Annotated in this window: 22 protein-coding genes; 10 read left to right on the top strand and 12 right to left on the bottom strand. The window is 65.6% G+C overall.

The features are described 5' to 3' along the window. From mmsA to WHH00_RS02325, 3 genes are all read right to left on the bottom strand, one after another. Positions 1–1,530 carry a multiple monosaccharide ABC transporter ATP-binding protein gene (mmsA, locus tag WHH00_RS02315; RefSeq protein WP_406636174.1) on the bottom strand — a complete coding sequence of 510 codons (1,530 nt, stop codon included), beginning with the start codon at positions 1,528–1,530 and terminating at the stop codon, positions 1–3. A 113-nt stretch (positions 1,531–1,643) separates the two neighbouring features. Further along, positions 1,644–2,768 carry a multiple monosaccharide ABC transporter substrate-binding protein gene (gene chvE, locus WHH00_RS02320; RefSeq protein WP_406636176.1) on the bottom strand — a complete coding sequence of 375 codons (1,125 nt, stop codon included), beginning with the start codon at positions 2,766–2,768 and terminating at the stop codon, positions 1,644–1,646. Positions 2,769–3,044: 276 nt separating this feature from the next. Further along, positions 3,045–4,157, bottom strand: a complete 1,113-nt coding sequence (locus tag WHH00_RS02325) for a DNA alkylation repair protein (protein ID WP_406636178.1) — start codon at positions 4,155–4,157, stop codon at positions 3,045–3,047. Positions 4,158–4,236: 79 nt separating this feature from the next. Here WHH00_RS02325 and WHH00_RS02330 point away from each other — a divergent pair, with 79 nt between their 5' ends. After that, a complete protein-coding gene (locus WHH00_RS02330; protein ID WP_406636180.1) occupies positions 4,237–5,037 on the top strand; it encodes a phosphatase PAP2 family protein in 801 nt (266 codons plus the stop codon). Between the two features lie 77 nt (positions 5,038–5,114). Here WHH00_RS02330 and WHH00_RS02335 read toward each other — a convergent pair whose 3' ends face one another. Next, on the bottom strand, positions 5,115–5,435 hold the full coding sequence (locus tag WHH00_RS02335; RefSeq protein ID WP_350005549.1) for a MerR family transcriptional regulator: 321 nt from the start codon (positions 5,433–5,435) through the stop codon (positions 5,115–5,117). Positions 5,436–5,573: 138 nt separating this feature from the next. On the opposite strand from WHH00_RS02335, the gene WHH00_RS02340 reads away from it, so the two are divergent. From WHH00_RS02340 to WHH00_RS02355, 4 genes are all read left to right on the top strand, one after another. Beyond that, the gene (locus tag WHH00_RS02340) at positions 5,574–5,999 is read left to right on the top strand and encodes an Hsp20/alpha crystallin family protein (protein WP_406638472.1); all 426 of its coding nucleotides are present in this window, start codon (positions 5,574–5,576) and stop codon (positions 5,997–5,999) included. Between the two features lie 104 nt (positions 6,000–6,103). Further along, on the top strand, positions 6,104–6,424 hold the full coding sequence (locus tag WHH00_RS02345) for a J domain-containing protein (protein WP_406636183.1): 321 nt from the start codon (positions 6,104–6,106) through the stop codon (positions 6,422–6,424). Positions 6,425–6,520: 96 nt separating this feature from the next. Then, positions 6,521–6,898 (top strand): hypothetical protein, encoded by a 378-nt coding sequence (locus WHH00_RS02350; protein ID WP_231456411.1) that lies wholly within the window; start codon positions 6,521–6,523, stop codon positions 6,896–6,898. Between the two features lie 112 nt (positions 6,899–7,010). Next, positions 7,011–8,588, top strand: coding sequence for a glycoside hydrolase family 1 protein (locus WHH00_RS02355; protein ID WP_406636185.1), 1,578 nt, complete (start codon positions 7,011–7,013; stop codon positions 8,586–8,588). On the opposite strand, the gene WHH00_RS02360 is transcribed toward WHH00_RS02355, so the two are convergent. Continuing rightward, positions 8,585–9,685 (bottom strand): App1 family protein, encoded by a 1,101-nt coding sequence (locus tag WHH00_RS02360; RefSeq protein WP_406636187.1) that lies wholly within the window; start codon positions 9,683–9,685, stop codon positions 8,585–8,587. The two genes, WHH00_RS02355 and WHH00_RS02360, sit on opposite strands and share 4 nt — an antisense overlap. 65 nt (positions 9,686–9,750) lie before the next feature. Then, a complete protein-coding gene (locus WHH00_RS02365; protein WP_406636189.1) occupies positions 9,751–10,482 on the bottom strand; it encodes a DUF72 domain-containing protein in 732 nt (243 codons plus the stop codon). A gap of 61 nt (positions 10,483–10,543) precedes the next feature. Here WHH00_RS02365 and WHH00_RS02370 point away from each other — a divergent pair, with 61 nt between their 5' ends. The 3 genes from WHH00_RS02370 to WHH00_RS02380 all read left to right on the top strand — a co-directional run bounded on the left by WHH00_RS02370 (position 10,544) and on the right by WHH00_RS02380 (position 13,460). After that, entirely contained in the window at positions 10,544–12,352 is a 1,809-nt protein-coding gene (locus tag WHH00_RS02370; protein WP_406636191.1) for a glycoside hydrolase family 15 protein, read from the top strand. Between the two features lie 110 nt (positions 12,353–12,462). After that, positions 12,463–12,753, top strand: a complete 291-nt coding sequence (locus WHH00_RS02375; protein WP_350005539.1) for a hypothetical protein — start codon at positions 12,463–12,465, stop codon at positions 12,751–12,753. Beyond that, positions 12,753–13,460, top strand: coding sequence for an HAD family hydrolase (locus tag WHH00_RS02380; protein ID WP_406636193.1), 708 nt, complete (start codon positions 12,753–12,755; stop codon positions 13,458–13,460). The genes WHH00_RS02375 and WHH00_RS02380 overlap by 1 nt, the downstream gene beginning before the upstream one ends. Positions 13,461–13,479: 19 nt before the next feature. On the opposite strand, the gene WHH00_RS02385 is transcribed toward WHH00_RS02380, so the two are convergent. Next, positions 13,480–13,728, bottom strand: coding sequence for a hypothetical protein (locus tag WHH00_RS02385; RefSeq protein WP_350005533.1), 249 nt, complete (start codon positions 13,726–13,728; stop codon positions 13,480–13,482). A 169-nt stretch (positions 13,729–13,897) separates the two neighbouring features. Here WHH00_RS02385 and WHH00_RS02390 point away from each other — a divergent pair, with 169 nt between their 5' ends. Beyond that, positions 13,898–15,079, top strand: coding sequence for a zinc-dependent alcohol dehydrogenase (locus WHH00_RS02390; RefSeq protein WP_231456403.1), 1,182 nt, complete (start codon positions 13,898–13,900; stop codon positions 15,077–15,079). Positions 15,080–15,121: 42 nt separating this feature from the next. Here the strand turns inward: WHH00_RS02390 and WHH00_RS02395 are convergent, their stop codons facing one another. From WHH00_RS02395 to WHH00_RS02415, 5 genes are all read right to left on the bottom strand, one after another. After that, entirely contained in the window at positions 15,122–16,273 is a 1,152-nt protein-coding gene (locus WHH00_RS02395; RefSeq protein ID WP_406636196.1) for a serine hydrolase domain-containing protein, read from the bottom strand. Between the two features lie 90 nt (positions 16,274–16,363). Next, positions 16,364–17,176, bottom strand: a complete 813-nt coding sequence (locus WHH00_RS02400) for a bifunctional allantoicase/(S)-ureidoglycine aminohydrolase (RefSeq protein WP_406636198.1) — start codon at positions 17,174–17,176, stop codon at positions 16,364–16,366. Positions 17,177–17,192: 16 nt separating this feature from the next. Beyond that, positions 17,193–18,470, bottom strand: coding sequence for a DUF6986 family protein (locus tag WHH00_RS02405; RefSeq protein ID WP_406636200.1), 1,278 nt, complete (start codon positions 18,468–18,470; stop codon positions 17,193–17,195). 3 nt (positions 18,471–18,473) lie between these two features. Beyond that, positions 18,474–20,072: a malate synthase A gene (gene aceB / locus WHH00_RS02410; RefSeq protein ID WP_406636202.1), complete on the bottom strand. Its 1,599-nt coding sequence runs from the start codon at positions 20,070–20,072 to the stop codon at positions 18,474–18,476. Positions 20,073–20,111: 39 nt separating this feature from the next. Continuing rightward, positions 20,112–21,560: an NAD-dependent malic enzyme gene (locus tag WHH00_RS02415; protein WP_406636204.1), complete on the bottom strand. Its 1,449-nt coding sequence runs from the start codon at positions 21,558–21,560 to the stop codon at positions 20,112–20,114. A 209-nt stretch (positions 21,561–21,769) separates the two neighbouring features. Between WHH00_RS02415 and WHH00_RS02420 the strand changes: the two genes are divergently transcribed. Beyond that, a complete protein-coding gene (locus WHH00_RS02420; RefSeq protein ID WP_406636206.1) occupies positions 21,770–22,525 on the top strand; it encodes an IclR family transcriptional regulator in 756 nt (251 codons plus the stop codon). Positions 22,526–22,548 lie beyond the last annotated feature (23 nt).

Below are 22,548 nucleotides of genomic sequence, written 5' to 3' on the forward strand. Positions count from 1 at the left end.
CTATTCCTTCTCTTTGGTCATGTAGTGCATAAGGGTTTCCTGTGAAGCCTGGGCGATGGGCACTTCACCGGTGACATGGCCTGCCGACAGGGTGTAGATCCGGTCGCAGATGCCCAGCAGCTCGGGAAGTTCCGAGGAGATGACGATGACTGCTTTTCCTTCAGCCGCCAGGTTGGCAATGATCGTGTAGATCTCGAACTTCGCGCCCACGTCGATACCCCTGGTGGGTTCGTCGAGGATCAGCACATCGGGATCGGAGAACATCCATTTGCTCAGCACCACTTTCTGCTGGTTTCCGCCGGAAAGCTTGCCCGTGATGGCTGCAACCGAGGGGGCCTTGATGTTCATGCTTGTGCGGTAGCGGTTGGCGACGGCCGTTTCTTCGTTTTTGTCGACCCAGCCACGTTTCGCCAGCTTCCCCAGCGCCGCCATGGAGATGTTGCGCTTGATGTCCTCAATGAGGTTCAGACCGTAGTGTTTTCGGTCCTCAGTGGCGTAGGCAAGACCGTGCCGGATGGCGTCGGGCACGGTGGAGGTGTTAATTTCCCTGCCGTACTTGAAGACCTTGCCTGAGACCGCCCGCCCGTAGGTCCGGCCGAACACGCTCATGGCCAGCTCGGTCCTTCCGGCTCCCATCAGTCCCGCCAGGCCCACCACTTCGCCCTTGCGGACTGTGAGGTTGGCGTTGGACACCACCATGCGCGTGTGGTCCTGCGGGTGCTGGACGGACCAGTCTTCGATCCGCAGCACTTCCTCGCCGATAACCGGCGTGCGCTCAGGGTAAAGGCTGTCGAGGTCACGGCCCACCATGCCCCGGATGATGCGTTCCTGGGTGATCTCGCCTTCGTCGAGCCGGAGCGTTTCGATGGTCTTGCCGTCGCGGATAATGGTGACGGCATCTGCCACTTTTCGGATCTCGTTGAGTTTGTGGCTGATGATGATGCTGGTGATGCCCTGGCCCTTCAGGTGCAGGATGAGGTCCAGCAGGTGCCCGGAATCCTCGTCGTTGAGGGCTGCCGTTGGCTCGTCCAGGATGAGGAGTTTGACTTCCTTGGACAGTGCCTTGGCAATCTCTACCAGTTGCTGCTTGCCCACGCTGATGTGCTGCACGGGCGTGACCGGGTTTTCGGCCAGCCCCACCCGGGCCAGGAGCTTGGCAGCCTCGAGGTTGGTCTTGCGCCAATCCACCCACCCGTTCCTGGCCTGCTCGTTGCCGAGGTAGATGTTTTCCGCGATGGAAAGGTACGGGCTCAGCGCCAGTTCCTGGTGGATGATGACGATGCCGCGCTTTTCGCTGTCATTGATGCTGGAGAAAGTGCAGGGTTCGTTTTCGAACAGGATCTGGCCGTCAAATGAATTGTCCGGATAGACCCCGGACAGGACTTTCATGAGCGTGGATTTACCGGCGCCGTTTTCGCCGCAGATGGCATGTACCTCGCCGCGGTTAACGTCAAGGGTGACATCCTGCAGGGCCTTGACCCCAGGGAAAGTTTTGGTAATTCCCCGCATCTGGAGAATGGGTGTGTTCATGCGTCAATTCCCGCCGACTGGTTGGAAAGAGGGCCACCTGCGGCCGCAGGTGCCGGGGGACAGGTTGTGGCCGGGCCGCGCCGGCCCGGCCACAACCTCTAGGGAGGGTACGGCTACTTGACGTCGGCCTCGGTGTAGTAGCCGGAGTCGATGAGTTCCTTCTTGTAGTTGTCTCCGGTGATGATCACTGACTCCAGCAGGTATGCCGGAACCACCTTGACCTTGTTGTTGTACGTCTCCGTGTCATTAACTTCCGGCTCCTGGCCCTTCAGTACGGCGTCAACCATCTTTACGGCCTGGGATCCGAGCTTGCGGGTGTCCTTGAAGATGGTGGAGTACTGTTCACCGGCAATGATCGACTTGACTGAACCCTTTTCGGCGTCCTGGCCGGTGACAACAGGCAGGTCACCCTGGGCGTAACCGCCGGTGCTGGTCAGTGCCGAAATGATGCCGATGGAGAGCCCGTCATAAGGCGACAGGACGCCGTCGAGCTTTGTCCCGGCGCTGTACGCGGCCGTGAGGATGTCCTCCATGCGCTTCTGCGCCACAGGCGCCTGCCAGCGCAGGATGGCTGCCTGCTCGAACTTGGTCTGGCCGCTGGGAACCTTCAGGGTTCCAGCGTCAAGATATGGCTGAAGGGTGTCCATCGCCCCGGTCCAGAAGAAGTTTGCGTTGTTGTCGTCCGGGCTGCCTGCGAAAAGCTCCACGTTGAACGGACCTTTGCCGTCCACCTTCTTGCCGCTGGCATCAACCAGGCCAAGACCGGTCAGCAGCGACGTTGCCTGCTGCACTCCAACCGTGTAGTTGTCGAACGTGGTGTAGTAGTCAACGTTAGGTGAGCCGTTGATGAGCCGGTCGTAAGCAATAACCTTGACATTCTGCTCTTTGGCCTTGGCAAGGACGTCCGTCAGGGTGGTGCCATCAATAGCAGCAATGATGAGGGCCTTGGCACCCTTGGTCAGCATGTTTTCAATCTGCGAGACCTGGGTGGGAATGTCGTCATTGGCGAACTGGAGATCCGTCTTGTACCCCAGGTCCTTGAGGGACTTCTCCACGTTTCCGCCATCAGCAATCCAGCGCTCGGACGTCTGCGTGGGCATCGAGATGCCCACCAGGGAGTCACTGGGGTTGGCGGAGGCTCCCGCTTCAGTGGCGCCGCCCCGCGTGCCGCACCCTGTGGCCCCGACTGTGACTGCGAGGGCGACCGCTACGGCGCCCAGGAGTTTCCTAATTCTCACGATTTTCTCCTTACGCGGATGCTGGTCCGCGATGTGGTGCTGGGCCGGCAAGCATCTGCGCATGCCGGCGTGTAAAGCGGCCAGGAGGACCTGGTGTTGATGCGGCCCCGGGCCTTCCCGGCACTAGCCAGGCGTGGGTTCCGGCAGACGCAGGAGCAGCAGGTTCCCCGTTCCGGGTCTTTCCACGAATGTTCTCTTGTTAGCGCTAACACGCAGGTTACTGCAGAGTCATAAAGGAGTCAATCAATAATTGTGGACGGTCAAAGGTCTTGCGGTCTAAGGTCCTTGCAGCAGGAACTCTGCGCGCCCGTGGACTGCCCCGTTGATCTGCAGCTCCAGGGCGTGCAGGCCGGGGTGGTGCACCCTGGTGGTCATCTGCCGAAAGGCATGGCTCTTGGATAGGCTCCTGCTTTCGCCAGGGGCAAGGGTGAGGGTTGAAACCTTGAAAACCTTCGCGGACTGGCTGCCGTTGGCCTTGCGGTAATGGACAAGGTAGTCCACGGCCAGGCGCGCGTCCTGCGTGCCGGTGTTGGCGATCTCGAAGGAGAACGTCAGTTCGCCGGGCAAAGGGACCACGTTCCGGTCCAGGCGGGGCCCGGCCACGTTTATCTGCGCCGGCGTAAAGCCCAGCAGTGCCAGGGCCTCCGTGTGCCCCTTCTTCACCAGCGTGCGGAGGCCGTGCCGGACCACCCAGCCCGTGTTGCCATCAGGGGCGGACAGCCACTGCGCTGCCGTAGCCACCACGGCGCCGGGGGCGTGCCGGGCAAGGTCGTTGAGGTGGTTGGCCACGGACCGGCGCACGTACTCCGAGGGGTCCCGGTACAGCGCGTTCAGGACGGGAAGGCTGGCCTCGGGCCGCTCCACGAGGCCGGGCACACGCACCGCCCACGGCAGGTAGGGGCGGGTGCCCTCGCTCGCGAGGCGGCGTACATGCTCATCCGGGTGGGACGTCCACTCCAAGGCGGCCCCCAGTGCCCGGTCCAGGTCGTGGCGCAGCAGGCGGCGGACCGCAAACTCGCTGGTGAGCCTCGGCGTCAGTTCCGCCAGCAGCGCCAGCGCGTCGTCAAAGTCTGCCGCTCCGCCGGACTCGACGGCAAGGGCAGCGGCAGCCTCCGAGACCGGCCACAGGATCCAGCCCGTGAACTCCGGAAACCGCAGCGCGGCACGGAAGCTGCCCGCCGCCGTCGGATATCCCGCCCCGGGAACGCCCCGGATGTCCTCCTGCAGCGCCTCGGCCACTAGATCAGTCCTGGCGCGCAGGTTAAGGTCCCCCAGCAGGGAGGCGGCGGCGCGTGTCCTGGCCCACCGCACGCCGGGAGCAGCCTCCGTGAGGATGGCTGCGGCGGAATGAACCGCAGCAGCGTCTATCAGTTCATTCATGGCACCCATGGAGACAGGCTAGTGCCAGTGCGGAACGCGATACTCTTCCCCTAGGAAAAATCTCAACGGCGCAGGGACGGGCATCACAGTGGGACATCAGGATTCAGCAGGTTCCGGAACCACCAGCAAGAGCCAGGGCAGGTGGCGGGCCTTCCATGACAAGTTCGTGGTGGAGGAGCGCTACATGGACCCCGCCGACCGGCGCGGGTTGTACCGCGCGGCCATCATCCTGGTGGTGGCGGGGGTTGCGCTGTTCATTGCCACGCTGGTCAGCGTGCTGCAGGCCGATGGCCTGTCCGCGGCGGATGTCCCGGTGCGCGACTGGCTCCTGGGGACAAGGTCCGACGCCGGTACTGCCTTCATGATTTTCCTCGCCGTGGTCTTCGGTCCGGTCGCCCTGCCCATCATTGTCCTGGTGGTGATCCTGTGGTGGGGCTTCGCTGCGAAACATGCCTGGCGCCCCATCCTGCTGGCGTCTGCGATGGTCACGGGGGTGATCATTTCCCAGATCATCCTGCGGATTGTCCAGCGCTCGCGTCCGCCCGTGGAGCAGATGCTCTTCGGGATCGACCACACGTTTTCGTTCCCGTCGGGGCATGTCCTGGGTGCCTGTGACTTCCTCCTGGTTGGCGCCTTCCTGGTGTTCTCCCGGCAGAGCAACACCAAAGCGGCCGTTCTTGGTTTCGTGGGAGCGGGAATAGGCATCGTGCTTGCCGCCCTGAGCAGGTTGTACCTGGGCTACCACTGGCTCAGCGACGCCCTCGCATCGTTGTCCCTCTCCCTGGTCATCCTGGGCGGGGTTATCGCACTGGACACGTGGCGCACCGCCCGGATCCCCGGGGAACGCATCACCGGTGAACTGTCCAAGGCGGACTCGCCCCGGGACTGACCCGCCGCGGTACTGGCCTGCCGCGGGGCCGGCCCGCCGCAGTACTGTCCCCGTGGGACCGGTCTGTTGCCCAGCCTTCAGGCTGGCGGCCGGGACCTGGCCTTTTTGAGGGCGCGGTGCAGTTTGTTGTTGGCCGCCTCAAGTTCCAGCACCTTGGCCACGCCCGCGAGGTTGAGGCCCTGCTCCAGGAGCTCGCCGATCCGCAGCAGGACAGCAATGTCGTCATCACTGTACTGGCGGGTGCCCCCGGACGTCCGCGACGGCGTCAGCAGGCCCTTCGTCTCATAGAGCCGGATGTTCTGCTGCCCTGTTCCGGCCAGCTCCGCGGCCACGGAGATGGCGTACAGCGCACGGCTGCTGCTGGGGCCGGAACTCCGGCCTGCGTCCTGGTTTGCCATCAGTTCTCCAAAATCCGTCCGGGGTCTTGCCTCAGTTTCCCACCGGTGCTATAAAAAATCTATATCCATCACCATAGATTAAAGGGGGTGGATATGGCACAGGTGGAACACCTACTGAAGCTGAAGGAGTGGGAAATGATGTTGATGCGCACGGACCCGTTCCGTGAGCTGGACCGGCTCACGCAGCAGGTCTTTGGAACCGCCGCCCGCCCGGCTGCCATGCCCATGGACGCCTGGCAGGAGGAGGGCGAGTTTGTGGTGGCCTTCGACCTGCCCGGCGTGAATGTGGATTCCCTGGACCTGAACGTTGAACGCAACGTCCTCACGGTCCGGGCGGAGCGCAAGGAGCCCACCCAGCCCAATGTGGAACTGGTGGCCTCCGAGCGCCCCCGCGGTGTCTTCAGCCGGCAGCTGATCCTTGGCGACACGCTGGACACTGACAACATCAAGGCAAGCTATGACCAGGGCGTCCTGACCCTGCGGATCCCGGTGGCCGAGAAGGCCAAGCCGCGCAGGATCGAGATCCAGACCCAGCAAAGCGAAAAGCACCAGATCGGAACCTAGCCACAGCCGGCAGGCGCGGGAACCTTCCCAAGGTTGCCCGCGCCCTGCATTCTTTTCCGCACGGCGCCCCGTTGCGGGCGCCCGCGGAGCGGAAAAGGGCCACCATGACAAGCACCCCCGACCACTACGACACCCTGCGGATCCAGCCGCACGCCAGCCAACAGGAAATCTCGCGCGCCTACCGTGCGCTGATGCGCAGCCACCACCCCGACGTCGACGGCGGTACTTCCCCGGAAGGGGAGCTCCTCCAGATCATGCAGGCCTACGACGTCCTCAGGGATCCGGAGCGGCGCGCCGCCTACGACAAGCAGCGGGCCTCCGCCGGACAGTCAATTCCTGTCCGGAAGGTGCGCAGCCCCCGCGGATCCCCGGACGCCGTCATCAGAGTCACCCCGGTGCGGTGGGAGAGCGGGCCCTGGGCCTGACAGTGGTCCCGGGCGCTGGTCCTGGCACTGGTTCCGGCGGGAAACACACGGGGAATAGAACACAACAACAAAAACCGCGAGGAGGCGGAGAACCGGATGAGCGACTGGCGCCGATACGATTCACACCTGATTCCGGCATTCCACGAGCGCTTTGAACAGCGCTGGGGTGCCGGCACTGCGCCCTTCCTGGACCCCGAAGCGCACGAGCAGCCGCTGCCCCGCGCGCAATGGATCAACCCTTCCACCGGTGCGGCGCTGGCCGTGGTGCCGGTATGGACTGCCGACGAGAAGCAGCAGCGGTCCTTTGGCGTGTTCTACCTGCCGCCGGCGGGCGACATCTGGGTGTTGCGCCCCGGCTATACCGGCTACCTGGAACCCGCCGACGGGGACACCGAACAGCTGGCGACCCTCCGGAACGACGCCTTCCGCAAAGCGGTGGCGCACGCCAAGGAGTTCCTGTTCGGCTCCCAGTAGCCTTGCCATCCGGGAGAGGCTCGGCGGAGGGTACCGGTTTGCTCGTCAGGCGCCCGGAGCTGTGCCATCCTGAGACGTACTTTATTTACGCTCCGTTACAAAAGGCCCGCAGATGCACATCACCGCCAAAGAACTCGCTGCCCTGATCCCATCCGGATTTACGCTGGGCGTGGCCACGGCAGCCTTCCAGATTGAAGGCGCGCTGGATGAGGACGGGCGGGGCCCGGCAGGCTGGGATGTCTTCGCGGCCAAGGATGGTGCCATCGTGGACAACGACAGCCCCGTCATTGCCACCGACCATTACCACCGCATGCCCCAGGACGTTGCGCTCATGAAGCAGCTGGGCGTGGACTCCTACCGGTTCTCCTTTGCGTGGCCACGCATCCAGCCGACAGGTCGCGGGCCGGCGAACCGCGCCGGCCTGGCCTTCTACGACAGGCTCCTGGACGAGCTGCTGGCCAACGGCATTTCCCCCATGGCGACGATCTACCACTGGGACACCCCGCTGACGCTGGACGAAGCCGGCGGCTGGATGAACCGGGATACCGCCTACCGCCTGGGCGAATACGCTGCCATCCTGGCCGAGAAATTCGGCGACAGGGTGGCGCGCTGGGTGACCATCAACGAACCTGCCACGGTCAGCACCAACGGCTACACGCTCGGCCTGCACTCACCGGGCAAGGAACTGATGCTGGGCGCTTTCCCCACTGTGCACCACCAGCTGCTGGGGCATGGCCTCGCCGTCCAGGCCCTGCGCGCTGCCAAGGTGCCGGGGGAGATCGGCATGACCAACGTGTACTCGCCCATGGTGCCGAATTCCATCAACCCGCTGGACAGGATCAGCGCCGGGCTTATGGACCTAGCCCAGAACCGGCTGTACGCGGACCCCGTGCTGACCGGAAAATACCCGGACCTGATCCGTGCGGCCAAGTTCTTCAGTTCCTTCGAGCACCCGGACGAGGATATGGAGCTCATCTCCCAGCCGCTGGACTTCTACGGGCTCAACTACTACATGCCCACTAAGGTGGCAGTAGGGCCGGGCGGGGGAGCGGTGCCGGCCAGCATGGCCGAGGCCATGGGCAGCGACCTGAGCGCCGCCGGCAACGGCGGAACACCGTTCCACGTTGAAACCTGGCCTGAGGCGGACATCACCGCCTACGGCTGGCCGGTGAAGCCGGAGTACATGGCCGTGGCACTGAAGGAAATGGGCGAACGGTACCCCAACCTTCCGCCCGTCATCCTCACCGAGGGCGGGGCCAGCTTCGAGGACATCATCGTCCGGGACAAGTCCACCAATACCAGGTTCATCCCGGACGAGCGGCGGCTCAAGTACCTCTCGGACCACCTCGAAGCCGCACTGAGGGCAACGGCCCCGGGCGGGGAGGCTGCATCCGTGGACCTTCGGGGCTACTACGTCTGGTCGCTCCTGGACAACTTCGAGTGGTCCGCCGGTTACAAGCAGCCCTTCGGGCTCCTGCACGTGGACTTCGAAACCCTGGAGCGGACGCCAAAGGCCTCCTACTTCTGGCTCCAGGAACTCATCGAGGAGCGCGACCTCGCCGTCGCCGCGGGTACTGCGATTGCCGAGGCCATGGTGGGTGAGGGCATGGACGTCGCGGCCATGGGCGCGGGGGCGGTTGGCAGCGGGATGCCCGACGACGACGTTCCCGCCGTGGGTGCCAGCGCCTAGAGCAGGTCCAGGGCCGTGAGCTGTTTGGCGATGCCGGCGCCGTCCGGCGAGTAGATCCACGGGACCTGGGACGCCGTATGGTCCCCGTCCTCGGAGTGGCCGCCGGCGAACACCGATTCGCTGACGGACAGCTGGCGGATGGCGATCGCGGCCACCTTGTCCGGATGCTCCTGCGAGAAGCCGGAGTAGATGGCTTCGTCATGCTGGCCGTTGTCGCCGATCAGGAGCCACTGCATGTCCGGGAATTCCTTGGCGAGCCGCTCAAGGTTACGGTGCTTGTGGTCCTGGCCGCTGCGGAACCACCGGTCCTGGGTGAGGCCCCAGTCGGTGAGCAGCAGCGCCCCGGACGGATACATGTTGCGGGTCAGGAAGCGTGCCAGCGTGGGGGCGGCGTTCCACGGGCCGGTGGAAAGGTAGATCACCGGTGCGTCCGGATGCTCCACTGTGAGCCGGTCCAGCAAGACAGCCATGCCCGGTGTTGCCATGCGGGCCCGCTCGCTCAACACGAAAGTGTTCCACAGGGCCAGGAACGGCCGGGGCAGGGCCGTCACCATGACGGTGTCATCAATATCGGACACAATCCCGAACTTCACGTCCGGTGCGATGACCCGGACCCTGGCTTCGACGGGCTCGGTACCCTCGGCGCGGAGGACCGCGGTGTGCCAGCCGGGCTCCAGCTGGACAGCCACTTCCGTGTCGATCAGCCCGCCCCTGTCCGCCCGGACGTGGGTGACAACATCGCCGATGGTGATTTCGACGTCGGTGAACTGCAGGGGAACACTGGTGAAGGCCCGCCAGCCGCGCACGTTCTGGTTGCCGTTCTTTGCTGCGTGCTCTGCCTTGCTTCCGGGCATGGGCTTCTGGGTCAGCAGCACCCGGCCCAGGACGCGCACCAGGCTGGTGGATCCGTAGCCCTGGTAGGCAATGGTCTGCGGCACGAACTTCCAACGTTTAGCCAGCTGGATGCGCACACCGTTAACGCCGTCGGAAATCCGGTGGGCAAGCTTGAACACCGTGTTGCCGGAAAGCTGGTGCTTCCCGTCCGGGTCCGGTGGTGTTGCTGCGTTCTGTGGCGGGGTCTGGGGGGCCGTGTCCATGGAACCACTCTGCCACAGGCTGAACCGCGCGGAGCTACCCTGGTCCTTGCCGCTCTTCCGTGACGTCACCCTTCCCCCAGGATCCACCGCAGGGTCTCAGCGTTGCGCACGGCGTGGCCGCCGCCGTCGTTATTGAAATAGGCATAGACGTCCAGGCCGCTGCCGGACCACTCGCGGATCCGGTCTGCCCACCAGTGCAGGTCCGTATCCGAGTAGGAGCCTGCGTAGAGGTGCTGGTGGTCGGGGCCGTGCAGCCGCACGTACGTGAACGGGGCAGTAGTGCGCAGGATGCAGGGGAGGTTGGCGCCGCTCATGATGCAGTAGGCGGCCTGGTGCCGCTCCAGCAGTGCATAGACGTCACCGCAGTCCCAGCTGTGGTGCCGGAACTCCACAGCCACCCGGATCCATTCCGGAATCCTGGCCAGGAAATAGTCCAGCCGGGCGTCGTCGCGTTCCATGCCGGGCGGCAGCTGGACCAGGAGGACTGCCCGCTTGTCGCCGAGCTCGTGCCAGCACCGTTCAATGCGCTCCACCCACACCTCCGGCTGGTACAGCTTCCGGGCGTGGGTCAGGCCGCGCGGGGCCTTGACCGACATGCTGAAGCCGTCAGGCAAGCGCCGGTTCCAGCCCGCAAAGGTGGTGTCCCGCGGCCAGCGGTAGAAGCTGGCATTGAGTTCGACAGTACTGAACCGCCCGACGTAGTGCTGGAGCCTGTCCTTCGCTGGGAGCCCCGGCGGATAGAGGACGTTCTCCCAATGGTCGTAACTCCAGCCGGAGGTGCCGATGTGGACTGCCATGACTGCAGGCTACATCGAATCGTGCCCATCGCCGCGGGGCGGACTGTGGCAGTGTAAGGACATGGCGCGCATCGAGGATTATGCAGTTGTTGGCGACCTCCAAACCGGGGCTTTGATCAGCAAGGAAGGCTCCATCGACTGGCTGTGCCTTCCCCGCTTCGATTCCCCGGCCTGCTTCAATGCCCTGCTGGACACCCCCGATGCAGGGCGCTGGCTGCTGGCCCCCGAAGGCGCCGGGCAGTGCACCCGGCGAGGCTACCGGGACGGCACCCTGGTGCTGGAGACGGAGTGGGAAACACCCGAAGGAACTGTGCGCGTCATCGATTTCATGCCGCCCCGCGACTCCGTGGCGGACATCGTCCGCATAGTGGAGGGCGTCAGCGGGAGCGTCAGGATGCACAGCGAGCTGGTGCTCCGCTTTGACTACGGACACATCATTCCCTGGGTCCGCAGCGACAGGCTGGGCCTGCACGCCATCGCCGGCCCGGACGCCGTCTATCTTGTGACCCCTGCGCCGCTCCACGGCGAAAACATGCATACGGTCAGCGACTTCACCGTCAGCGCCGGGGAGCGCGTCCCGTTTGTCCTCACCTGGGCGCCCAGCCACGTGGGCCGGCCGCACAGCGTGGACGCTGAAGAAGTCCTTGGCACCACCTGCGCCTTCTGGCGCGGCTGGTCTTCCCAGTGCACCGTGAAGGGGAAGTACCAGGAAGCGGTGATGCGGTCCCTGGTAACCCTGAAGGCGCTGACCTATGCTCCTACCGGCGGCATCGTGGCGGCCGTGACCACGTCCCTGCCCGAGCAGTTGGGCGGTCCGCGCAACTGGGACTACCGGTACTGCTGGCTGCGGGACGCCACCATGACGCTGCAGGCCCTCATGGCTGCCGGCTACACCGCCGAAGCGGCCGCCTGGCGGGACTGGCTGCTCCGCGCGGTGGCCGGCGACCCCGCCGACCTGCAGATCATGTACGGCATCCACGGGGAGCGCCGCCTGCCGGAGATGGAGCTGCCGTGGCTGAAGGGCTACGAAAATTCGTCCCCGGTGCGCATCGGCAACGGAGCGGCAGAGCAGCTGCAGCTCGATGTGTGGGGCGAGGTGCTGGACTGCCTGGCACTGACCCGGAACTCGCTGCTGACGCATCCGGATGAATCATGGGACGTCCAGCTTTCCCTGATGGAGCACCTTGAGACGATCTGGGACCAGCCGGACAACGGGCTGTGGGAGATGCGCGGACCCCGCCGCCATTTCACGCACTCCAAAGTGATGGCGTGGGTAGCCGCGGACCGGATGGTCAAAGGCGTCCGCGACTCCGGGCTGCCAGGACCGGTGGAGCGCTGGGAGCGGCTGCGGGATACCATCCACCAGGACGTCATGGCCAACGGGTTTGACGCGGCCCGCAACACCTTTGTCCAGTCCTATGGCCGGCCGGAGCTCGATGCCAGCCTCCTCCTGATCCCGCGCGTCGGCTTCCTGCCGCCGGATGATCCCCGGGTGATCGGGACCATCGATGCGGTCCAGCGCGAGCTCACCGAGGACGGGTTCGTCCTGCGGTACCGGCCCGCTGAGAGCGACGACGGCCTGCCGGGGGATGAGGGCGTTTTCCTGGCCTGCTCCTTTTGGCTGGTGGAGGCACTCCTGGGTGCGGGCCGGCACCAGGAATCCCGGGAACTCTTCGAGCGGCTACTGGAACTGCGGAACGACGTCGGCCTGCTGAGTGAGGAATGGGCGGTGAAGGCGGGCCGGCAGCTGGGCAATACCCCGCAGGCCTTCAGCCACTTTGCCCTTGTGACTAGCGCCCTGGAGCTGCATCAGGATACGGTTCGGCGAAGTGACACCCCCATTCCGCCGGAGACGGCGGGACCGTGCTGAGGCGGCGCGGCAAGGATGGCTTCTCCTTCGCAGAAGAGATAAGTATACTTACTAACACCTCAGTGCTCCTGACAAAGCACAACGCGGTGACTGACGGAGGAGTGATACGAATGGCCGGGTATTTTGAGCTCGTGGATGCGCCTGACGGCGGCTACAGGGTAAGGATGTTGGATGGAGCCGGGAGCCTGATGGCCATCTCGGTCACCTTTCCCACGAAGAGGGCTGCCGTTGCCGGTGTGGCCATGGCGCGGGAAATTGCCGGGACCGGGCTGATCCGGGACAAGAGCCACGGCGGCGCAGGAACGGTCCTGCGGGAGCGCGTCCGCCCGGTAAGTTCCGCAAAGGAAGACGCGGCCCGCCAGAAGAAGGCGCCGGCGGCAAAGCGGGCAGCGGTCAGCTGATGGCACCCCACAGCCTTGTACCCCCTGGCGGGCGACGCCGGGGGGTTCTTTTTGATGTTGACGGCACCCTGATCGATTCGTCCTACATCCACACGGTTTCCTGGTGGGGCGCCTTCCGGCAGCAGGGCTACGACGTCCCGATGGCCTCCATCCACCGTCACGTGGGCATGGGCGGCGACCGCCTGGTGGACAGCCTCCTGCCCGAAGGGCGGGACCGCGCCCTCGACCCGGAGATCCTGGCCAGCCACGGGGCGCTTTACGCGTCCCACTGGCCATCGCTGCGGGCCTTGGACGGGGCGAAGGACCTGCTGGCCCAGTGCCACACCGGAGGGCTGGCCGTTGCGCTGGCCTCCTCAGCGCGCAGGAAGGACCTGAAGGTCATGAAGTCCATCCTGGACGCGGAAGCCTTTATTGACGCCGCCACCAGCGCCAATGACGCGAAAAACAGCAAGCCGGCCCCGGACATCCTGGTGGCCGCCCTGGAGGCCATCAACGTCCAGGCCGCGGACGCCATCTATATCGGGGACGCCGTCTGGGACATGCAGGCCGCGGCGGCACTGGAAATCCCGGCGATCGGCGTGACCTGCGGCGGGGTCAGCGCCGGTGAACTCCGGGATGCTGGGGCGGTGGAGGTCTACGAAGGCCCCCGGGACCTCCTGCGGAACCTGCCCTCAAGCGCCCTTGGCAGGCTGCTCGCCAGTACATAAGGACTGCACTGAGTCCCGCTCATACCGTTTGGCCACCGGTGACGGCGTCCTCGTCGCCGGCGTTCGCGGGCTTGTTCCACACAACGGCCACCTTGACTGACCCGTCGTCGTTCCGCTCAATGTCCGTGCTCACTTCCGCCATATTGGCGCCCATCTCCATGATCCGGGCGTGGTACGTGCCAACGAGTGCCTCCAGGCTCTCTTCCGTCCACTCGCCGGGCCGCATGCGGGTAGAGATCTCAACCGGTTCCGGCTGGTAGAGCGTCATGGCGTTCCTCTTTCGCGCGTTTCTTGGAATCTGGCCCTTCCTACGCTAGAAGCCCCGGGCCACAAGGACAAGACTTTAGTCAGCTTGCTTACTTTTTTCTGCCGAAGCCGATACCGTCGATCTATGGGCTCCGGCCCGGACAGAAGGCAACACCACCGGAAGGCGAATCGTGAAAGCACTGACCTGGCAAGGAAAAGGCTCGGTAAGCGTGGAAGAAGTACCTGATCCCGTGATCCAGGAGCCCACCGATGCCATTGTCCGCATTACCTCCACGGCCATCTGCGGCTCGGACCTGCACCTGTACGAGGTCCTGGGGCCATACATGCACAAGGGCGACGTGATCGGCCATGAACCGATGGGCATCGTTGAAGAGGTGGGCAGCGCTGTCACCAACCTCCGCAAGGGCGACCGTGTGGTGGTTCCCTTCAACATCTCCTGCGGCCACTGCTTCATGTGCGGGCTGGGCCTGCAGTCCCAGTGCGAAACCACCCAGGTCAAGAGCAAGGGTTCCGGCGCAGCCCTCTTTGGCTTCTCGGAACTGTACGGTTCTGTTCCCGGCGGCCAGGCCGAATATTTGCGCGTGCCGCATGCCGATTACGGCCCGGTGAAAGTGGGGAGTGAGCTTCCGGACGAGCGGTACCTGTTCCTCTCGGACATCCTCCCCACCGCCTGGCAAGGCGTGGAATACGCGGACGTCCCGGCCGGAGGAACCCTGGCTGTGTTCGGCCTGGGACCCGTCGGTCAGTTCGCCACACGGATCGGCGTCCAGCGGGGGCTCCGGGTCATTGGCGTGGATCCAGTCCCCGAACGCCGCGCGATGGCGGAACGGCACGGCGTCGAAACACTCGACTACGGCAAGGGCGTGGCGGACCAGCTGCGGGAGATGACAGCCGGAAGGGGCCCGGATGCGGTGATTGACGCCGTCGGCATGGAAGCCCATGGTTCCCCTGTTGCTGGCTTCGCCCACCAGGCCCTCGGACTCCTGCCGGACAAGCTGGCGCAAAAGGCGATGGAGACCGCCGGGGTGGACCGCCTCGCCGCACTCCACACCTCCATCGATGCCGTCCGCCGCGGCGGGACGCTGTCCCTGAGCGGCGTCTATGGCGGGACCGCCAGCCCCATGCCGTTGCTGACCATGTTCGACAAGCAGATCCAGGTCCGGATGGGGCAGTGCAACGTCCGCCGCTGGACTGACGAGCTCCTGCCCCTGGTGGAGGACGACGCCGATCCGCTGGGCGTGATGGACCTGGTCACCCACCGTTCGGGGCTGGAAGGCGCGCCCGCCCTGTACGAGAAGTTCCAGAAGAAAGAGGACGGCTGCATCAAGGTGGTCCTGAACCCGGGGGCCTAAGCGCCAAACGGACTCCCAGGCGGGAAGCCCGGCAGGAGGCCCTCAGCACAGGCTGTTGAGGGCTTCCTGTGCAACGTCCTGCATCTCATGGATCAGCGGGTTGGCCTCAAGGGTGGGCGGCGCGGGAGGGTAGGCGACCGATATCGCCAGCTGGCTCCTGCCGTCTTCGCTGGTCATGGTGATCATTCCGTAGCCGTCGGTGTCACCGGGCAGGCCGTAGTAGAAGCGGTTGTTGCAGGTGTTGTTCCAGCGCCGAAGGGCAAAGCCGTAGTACTGCGAGTAGCCGCCCTTCATGGCCGTCACGCTGTCCGGGGGAAGCAGCCTGCCCTGCAGAAGCTCGGCGTAGAACGTGTTCACCTCCTCCACCGTGGACACGGCCCCGGTGGAGGGCGACTCCGCCTGCCAGGCGGGCATGCTGGCATCCGTGCGCCTGCCCTCGAGGGTGACGTACCCATGGACCATTCCCGTGGGCGGGGGACCGCCCATCCGGGTCGCCTGCAGGCCCAGGGGGCGGGCGATGTCCGCGGCCAGGACCTCCTCGATCCCCTCGCCGCGGAGACGCTCAACGATCAGGGCAAGCGCTGCGTAGTTGGTGCGGGAATAGTCGAAGATCCGCGCCAGCCGGCCGTCCCATGGCACGGTGGCCGCCAGGGCCAGCTGCTGCTCGAGGCTGAGCGGCCGGTTCATCGTCTCCGCCCAGCTTCCGGACGCCAGCAGGGGGACCGTAAAGTCGGGGATCCCGGATTCGTGGGTCAGGAGCTGCCGGACGCTCACGGGGCCGGGTGGATGGAGGACGCTTCCAAACTCCGGCAGGTAGCGGCTTGCCTGGCTGTCCAGGTCCAGCCTGCCCTCCGCAACAAGCCTCATCACCGAGGCTGCGATGAAGGATTCGGTGATGCCGCCTACGCGGACGGGATCGGACACCGTGGCAGGCTCGCCCGAGTCCAGGCTCCGTACGCCGGCTGCATGGGTCCAGGTGGTGGTTCCGTTCCGGGCGGCGATCAGGACGGCAGGGGCTCCTTCAGCCAGCATCCGGGTGCTGAAAGCCTCCAGCAGCGCAAAGGCTGCGGGCGGCTCAGGCTCCGGCTCAGGCGGATCCGGTCCGCCAATGCAACCGGCAGAGGATCCCGCCAGCAGGACCACGCACAGGGCTGCCGCAATGCCCCTCCACCTGCGGACCCGGCTTGTGCCCATGCCACCAATTTTCCCTCCAACTGGGTAGCAGCACATGTCCTTTTGGGGGTCCAATACGACATGTGCTGCTACCCAGTTGGGCGGGGCGGGTCAGGTGAGGCGGACCTGGCGGTTCATGTCCTTGTACAGCAGGTAGCGGAATTCGCCCGGGCCGCCGGCGTAGCAGGCCTGCGGGCAGAAGGCGCGCAGCCACATGAAGTCGCCGGCCTCCACCTCCACCCAGTCATTGTTGAGCAGGTACATGGCCTTGCCCTCCAGGACGTAGAGGCCGTGCTCCATGACGTGGGTTTCCGGGAACGGGATGACCCCGCCGGGCTGGAACGTCACGATGTTCACCTGCATGTCGTGGGCCAGGTCGCTGGAGTCCGTGAAGCGGGTGGTCTTCCAGGCGCCGTCGGTGTCCGGCATCGCGGTGGGCTCCACGTCCTTTTCGTTGGTGACGAAGGACTTGGCCTCGTAGCCCTCAAGGCGCTCGTAGGCCTTGCGGATCCAGTGGAAGGACACAACGTCGCCGGAAACGTTCTCCAGGCCCCACTCGGACCCGGCAGCCAGGTAGGCGTAGCCGCCTTCCTCAAGCTGGTGCAGTTCACCGTCGAGGGTGAGGTTCACCTTGCCGCGTGTCACGAAGATGACTCCTTCAACGCCGGCCTCGAATTCGGCCTTGGGGGCGCCGCCGCCCGGGCCGATTTCCACGATCAGCTGCGAGAACGTGGTGGCGAAGCCGGAGATGGGGCGGGCGATGATCCAGGACCGCGTGTTCGAGAAACCGGGAAGGTTGGAGGTGACAATGTCCGTCATGACGCCCTTAGGGATCACCGTGTACGCCTCGGTGACGATGGCGCGCTCGGTGGTCAGGTGCGTCTGCGGCGGCAGTCCGCCGGTGGGGGAGTAGTACTTGCCCATGAAAAGTGATCCTTAACTAGGAGTTGGAAGTGGTGGCGAGCCGTGGGTGCGCCAGCGCAGTCAGCTGCGGAATTCCGACGCCGGCCAGCGCCTGGACTTCATCCGCACCGACGGCGCCGCACTGGACGCCGCGCAGGACAAACGCTGCCAGGGCGCGGGCCGTGGCGGGTTCGTCCATGACGCCGCCTTCGGTTTGTTCCACGTAGTTGCGCAGCCGGGCTGCGGCGGCCGGAAGGCCCTGACGGTAGAAGGCGTAGGTGGCCGCGAACCTGCTGGGCAGCTGGGCGGGGTGCAGGTCCCAGCCCTGGTAGTAGCCCCGCTCCAGCGACCGCCGGACCAGCCGGCCGTGCAGCTGCCAGGCGTTCTCCACGTTGTCGCCCACCGGGATGATGTTGGTGGACCCGTCAGAGAGCCGGATGCCGGTGCCGGCAACCGCAAGCTGCATGACTTCCTTGGCGAAGTCCGCCACCGGGTGCTCCATGGACTGGTATTCGGCCGAGATCTGCAGTGATGCGGAGTAGTCGTACGTGCCGTAGTGCAGGCCGCTGATCCGGCCGGGCACGGCGTGCGGCAGTTGCGCCACCGGGGACGTGCCGTCCGGACCCAGGATGAGCTGGGGGGTCTCCACCTGGACTTCGAAGCGGAGCCGGCCGGCGGGGAGGGAATGGATCTCCTCCAGCCTGGAGACGGCGAAGTCCATGGCCTGGACCTGGGCCACCGTGGTGACCTTGGGCAGGGTCAGGACCAGGCCCTCGGGCAGTTCACCGGCGGCCGCGAGTCCGGAGACGAAGAGGTCCAACGTCCGGAGTCCGCGGGCCCTGGTGGGTGCCTCGAAGCACTTGAACCGGATGCCGATGAACGGGGGAGCGGACCCGGCCGCGACGGCGGTGGCCACAGCGGATGCTGCGGCAACTGCTGCAGCGTCCTCGGCGTCGTCGCCCCGGTCCCCGAAGCCGTCCTCGAAATCGAGCCGGAGGTCTTCGATCGGTTCGCTTGCCAGCTTGGCCTCGACGCGGGGCGCCACGGCTTCCGCCAGCGCGTTGTCCTGGCCCAGCAGCGCACCGAGGCGTTCCAGCCCGCCGTGCGCGGCCGCCGTCGCCATCGCCTGGCCGCCCCAGTCAGCAGCGAACGACGCCGTAAAGCGGTCCGCGGGGACGTACACGGTATGGACGGGCTGGCGTGAGCCGTCGTCGCCCGGGTAGTTCCGCTCAAGCAGGCGGTCCGTGGCGGCCAGCTGCCCGTCGATGGTTGCCAGATCCCTCGCGGACAACGACGGCCTGGGTGTTTCCGCCATGCCTCAGCCCACCAGTTCGTAGGCCGGGGTGGTGAGGAAGTCCGTGTAGTCCTCTGAGAGGCAGATGTCCGCGATCAGTTCGCTGGCGGGCTGGTAGTAGCGGCGGAAAGCCTCGTCGCCGAATTCGCTGCGCAGCCGCTCGGTTTCCTCGCCCAGGATCCGCTCCACCAGCTCGCGGGTAACGGTGTTGCCCGTGTCCGCGAGCACGGACTTGTTGCGGATCTGCTGCCACACCTGCGAGCGGGAGATTTCCGCCGTGGCGGCATCTTCCATGAGGTTGTGGATGGCAACAGCGCCGTTGCCGGACAACCACACCGCGGTGTAGGCCACGGCGACGTACAGGTTCAGCCGAAGGCCTGCCTCGGTGACCTGCCCTTCGGCGGAGGTGACGTCCAGCAGCTGCTCTGCCGTGACGGACACCTCGGGGCGCTGCTTGTCCAGCTGGTTGGGCTTGTCGCCCAGGACGGAGTCGAACACTTCCCGGCAGGTGGGCACCAGGTCCGGGTGCGCAACCCAGGAGCCGTCGAACCCGTCGTTGGCCTCACGGGTCTTGTCCGCCCGGACCTTGGCGAAGGCGGCCTCGGTCACCTCGGGGTGGCGGCGGTTGGGGATGACGGCGGCCATGCCGCCCATGGCGAAGGCGCCGCGCTTGTGGCAGGTCTTGACCAGCAGCTCGGTGTAGGCGCGCATGAACGGAGCGGTCATGGCCACCGACGCGCGGTCCGGCAGCACAAACTCCTCGCCGGCGTCCCGGAAGTACTTGATGATGCTGAACAGGTAGTCCCAGCGGCCGGCGTTCAGGCCGGAGGCGTGGTCCCGCAGTTCGTAAAGGATCTCGTCCATCTCGAACGCGGCCGGGATGGTCTCGATCAGGACGGTGGCGCGGACGGTCCCCTGGCCCAGGCCGAGGTAGTCCTGCGCGAAGACAAAGACGTCGTTCCACAGCCGCGCCTCGAGGTGGCTTTCCATCTTGGGCAGGTAGTAGTACGGGCCCTGGCCGTTGAGGACCAGCTGCTTGGCTACGTGGAAGAAGTGCAGGCCAAAGTCCACGAGGGCGCCCACCGTGGGTTCACCGTTGATGAGCAGGTGCTTTTCGGGCATGTGCCAGCCGCGGGGGCGGGCCACCACGACGGCGAGCGGCGCGTCGGTGCGGAGCCTGTACTCCTTGCCCTCGTCCGAGGTGTGGCTGAGGGTGCCCTGGGCGGCGTCGCGGAGGTTGAGGATGGCGTCGACGACGTTGCCCCAGGTGGGGGTGCTGGCATCCTCGAGGTCCGCGAGCCACACCTTGGCGCCGGAGTTCAGGGCATTGATGGCCATCTTCGCCGGCGAGGCGGGCCCGGTCATTTCAACCCGGCGGTCCTGCAGCGGTGCGGGTGCGGGCGCAACTTTCCAGTCGCCGTCGCGCACGTCCTGCGTCTCCGGCAGGAAGTCCAGCTTTCCGGTCTCGGCCACCCGCTGGCGCTTGACGGCACGGGCCGCCAGGAGCTCGTTGCGGGTGCCGGCAAAGCGGGTGTGAAGCTCCTCGATAAAGGCCAGCGCCTTGGGGGTGAGGATCTCCTCCGCGCGGTCAATCGGCCGGGGATCTGTGACAGTGATGGCCATTTCTGGTCCTTTCCTTGTGGCTTGCAGTCAGGCAGTGAATCAGGCGCTGGCCAGGGCGGCTTCGGGAGCCGCGGCTTCAGCCGGTTCAACCGCGGTGGCCACGTTTGCTGCGTGGGCGGCCGCGGCAACAGCTGAGGCAACATCGGCGGCGACATGGGGATCGAAGACGCTGGGGATAATGTAGCTGGCATTGAGCTCTTCGTCAGCTACCCGGTTGGCAATGGCGTCCGCGGCGGCCACCAGCATCTCCGGAGTGATGTCCGAGGCTCCGGCGTCCAGCAGTCCCCGGAAGAAGCCGGGGAAGGCCAGCACGTTGTTGATCTGGTTGGGGAAGTCGCTGCGCCCGGTGGCCACCACTGCGGCGTGCCGTGCCGCCACCACCGGGTCGATCTCCGGGGTCGGGTTGGCCATGGCAAACACGATGGCATCCTGTGCCATCGCCGCCACCTGCTCCTCGCCGATCACGTGCGGGGCGCTGACGCCGATGAACACGTCCGCACCCGCGAGGGCCTCGTGCAGGGTGCCGTCGAAGCCTTCCGGGTTGGTGTTCGCGGCGATCCAGCTGCGGTGCTCGTCCCCGTATTCCTGCCCTGCGTGGATGGCGCCGGAGCGGCCGGCCGCAATGATGTGCTGCGCGCCCTGGGCCTTGAGGAGCTGGATGATGGCGGAACCGGCCGCGCCCACACCGGAGACCACAATGCGGACCTCGGACAGCTTCTTGCCCACCACGCGCAAAGCGTTGACAAGGGCGGCGAGGGTGACGATTGCGGTGCCGTGCTGGTCGTCGTGGAACACCGGGATGTCCAGTTCGTCGCGGAGGCGGTTCTCGATTTCGAAGCAGCGCGGGGCTGCGATGTCCTCAAGGTTCACGCCGCCGTACACGGGGGCCAGTGCCTTGACGATGCTGATGATTTCCTCGGTGTCCTGGGTGTCCAGGCAGACCGGCCAGGCATCGACGTTGGCGAACTGCTTGAACAGCGCGGCCTTGCCCTCCATGACGGGCAGGGCGGCTGCCGGGCCGATGTTGCCCAGGCCCAGCACGGCCGAGCCGTCCGTGACGACGGCGATGGTGTTGCGCTTGACCGTCAGGTTGCGGGCCGCCGACGGGTCCTCGGCAATGGCCAGGCAGACGCGGGCGACGCCGGGAGTGTAGGCGCGGGAGAGGTCGTCGCGGTTGCGCAGGGCTACCTTGGGGACGACTTCGAGCTTGCCGCCCAGGTGCATCAGGAAGGTGCGGTCCGAGACGTGCTGGACCGTGACGCCGTCGAGCGCGTTAAGGGCGTCCTTGACCCGGCCGGCGTGCTCGTCGTCAGTGGTGTTGCAGGTGACGTCCACAACCAGGGTCTCGTGATGGGACTCGGTGACGTCAAGGGCAGTGATGGCAGCGCCGGCTGCACCTACTGCCGCAGCGAGCTCGCTTGTGGCGCTGAAGCTTGAGGGTGCTTCCACGCGCAGGGTGATGGAATTTCCGGGGCTCGGGTTCGCCATTGAATGTCCTCCTGTTGGGCCCAGTGGGCTTCTGTTCCAGTCCGAATGTTTTCGTATTATGGATATTATTATCTACTTTGTGGAAATACAAGCCCGTGTTGCTATTCATCGCGCCTGCCCGGGTTGTGCTGTATCTTGGGACTTCTAGGGCAATTCTTTTCACGATGCGGATAAGACTTGTCGGAATCCGAGTCCACAGGAGACTGGTCATGGCTGAAAAAGCCGCTGGAGGCGTGCAGTCCGTTGAGCGCGTCTTCGAACTGCTGGAACTGATTACAGACGCCGGCGGCGACGTCACCCTCAGCGAGTTGTCGTCGTCCACCGACCTGCCGCTGCCCACCATCCACCGCCTGCTGCGCACCCTGGTATCGCTTGGCTATATCCGCCAGCTGCCCAACCGGCGCTACGCCCTGGGCCCGCGGCTCATCAGGCTCGGCGAGGGGGCCAACAAGCAGCTTGGCGCCGTGGCGCGGCCGCAGCTCAAAAACCTCGTGGACCGGCTGGGGGAGACGTCCAACATGGCCGTGCTCGACTCGGACATGGTCATCTACGTGGCGCAGGTGCCCTCACTCCATGCCATGCGCATGTTCACCGAGGTGGGCCGGCGGGCCCATACCCATGCCACCGGCGTCGGCAAGGCCATCCTGGCCCAGCTGGACGACGACGTGGTCCGCGGCATCGTCACCCGTGCCGGGATGCCCACCCCCACCCCCAAGAGCATCGGCGACGTCGATGACCTCCTGGCCGACCTCAAGCTCATCCGGGAACGCGGCTACTCCATCGACGAGGAGGAGCAGGAACTGGGTGTCCGCTGCTTCGCCATGGCGGTGCCCAACGCCCCTACCCCCACTGCCATTTCGGTTTCCGGCCCAGTGTCCCGCGTTGACGAGCACTTCGCGGACAAAGCGGTGCCCGTCCTCCGTGAGGCCGCTGAGGCCATTTCCCTGGAGATGAACCGCACCTGACCCAGGAGTTTTTGTCCAGATAT

Source organism: Pseudarthrobacter quantipunctorum (assembly GCF_045291495.1).
GTDB classification, from domain to species: Bacteria; Actinomycetota; Actinomycetes; order Actinomycetales; family Micrococcaceae; genus Arthrobacter; species Arthrobacter quantipunctorum.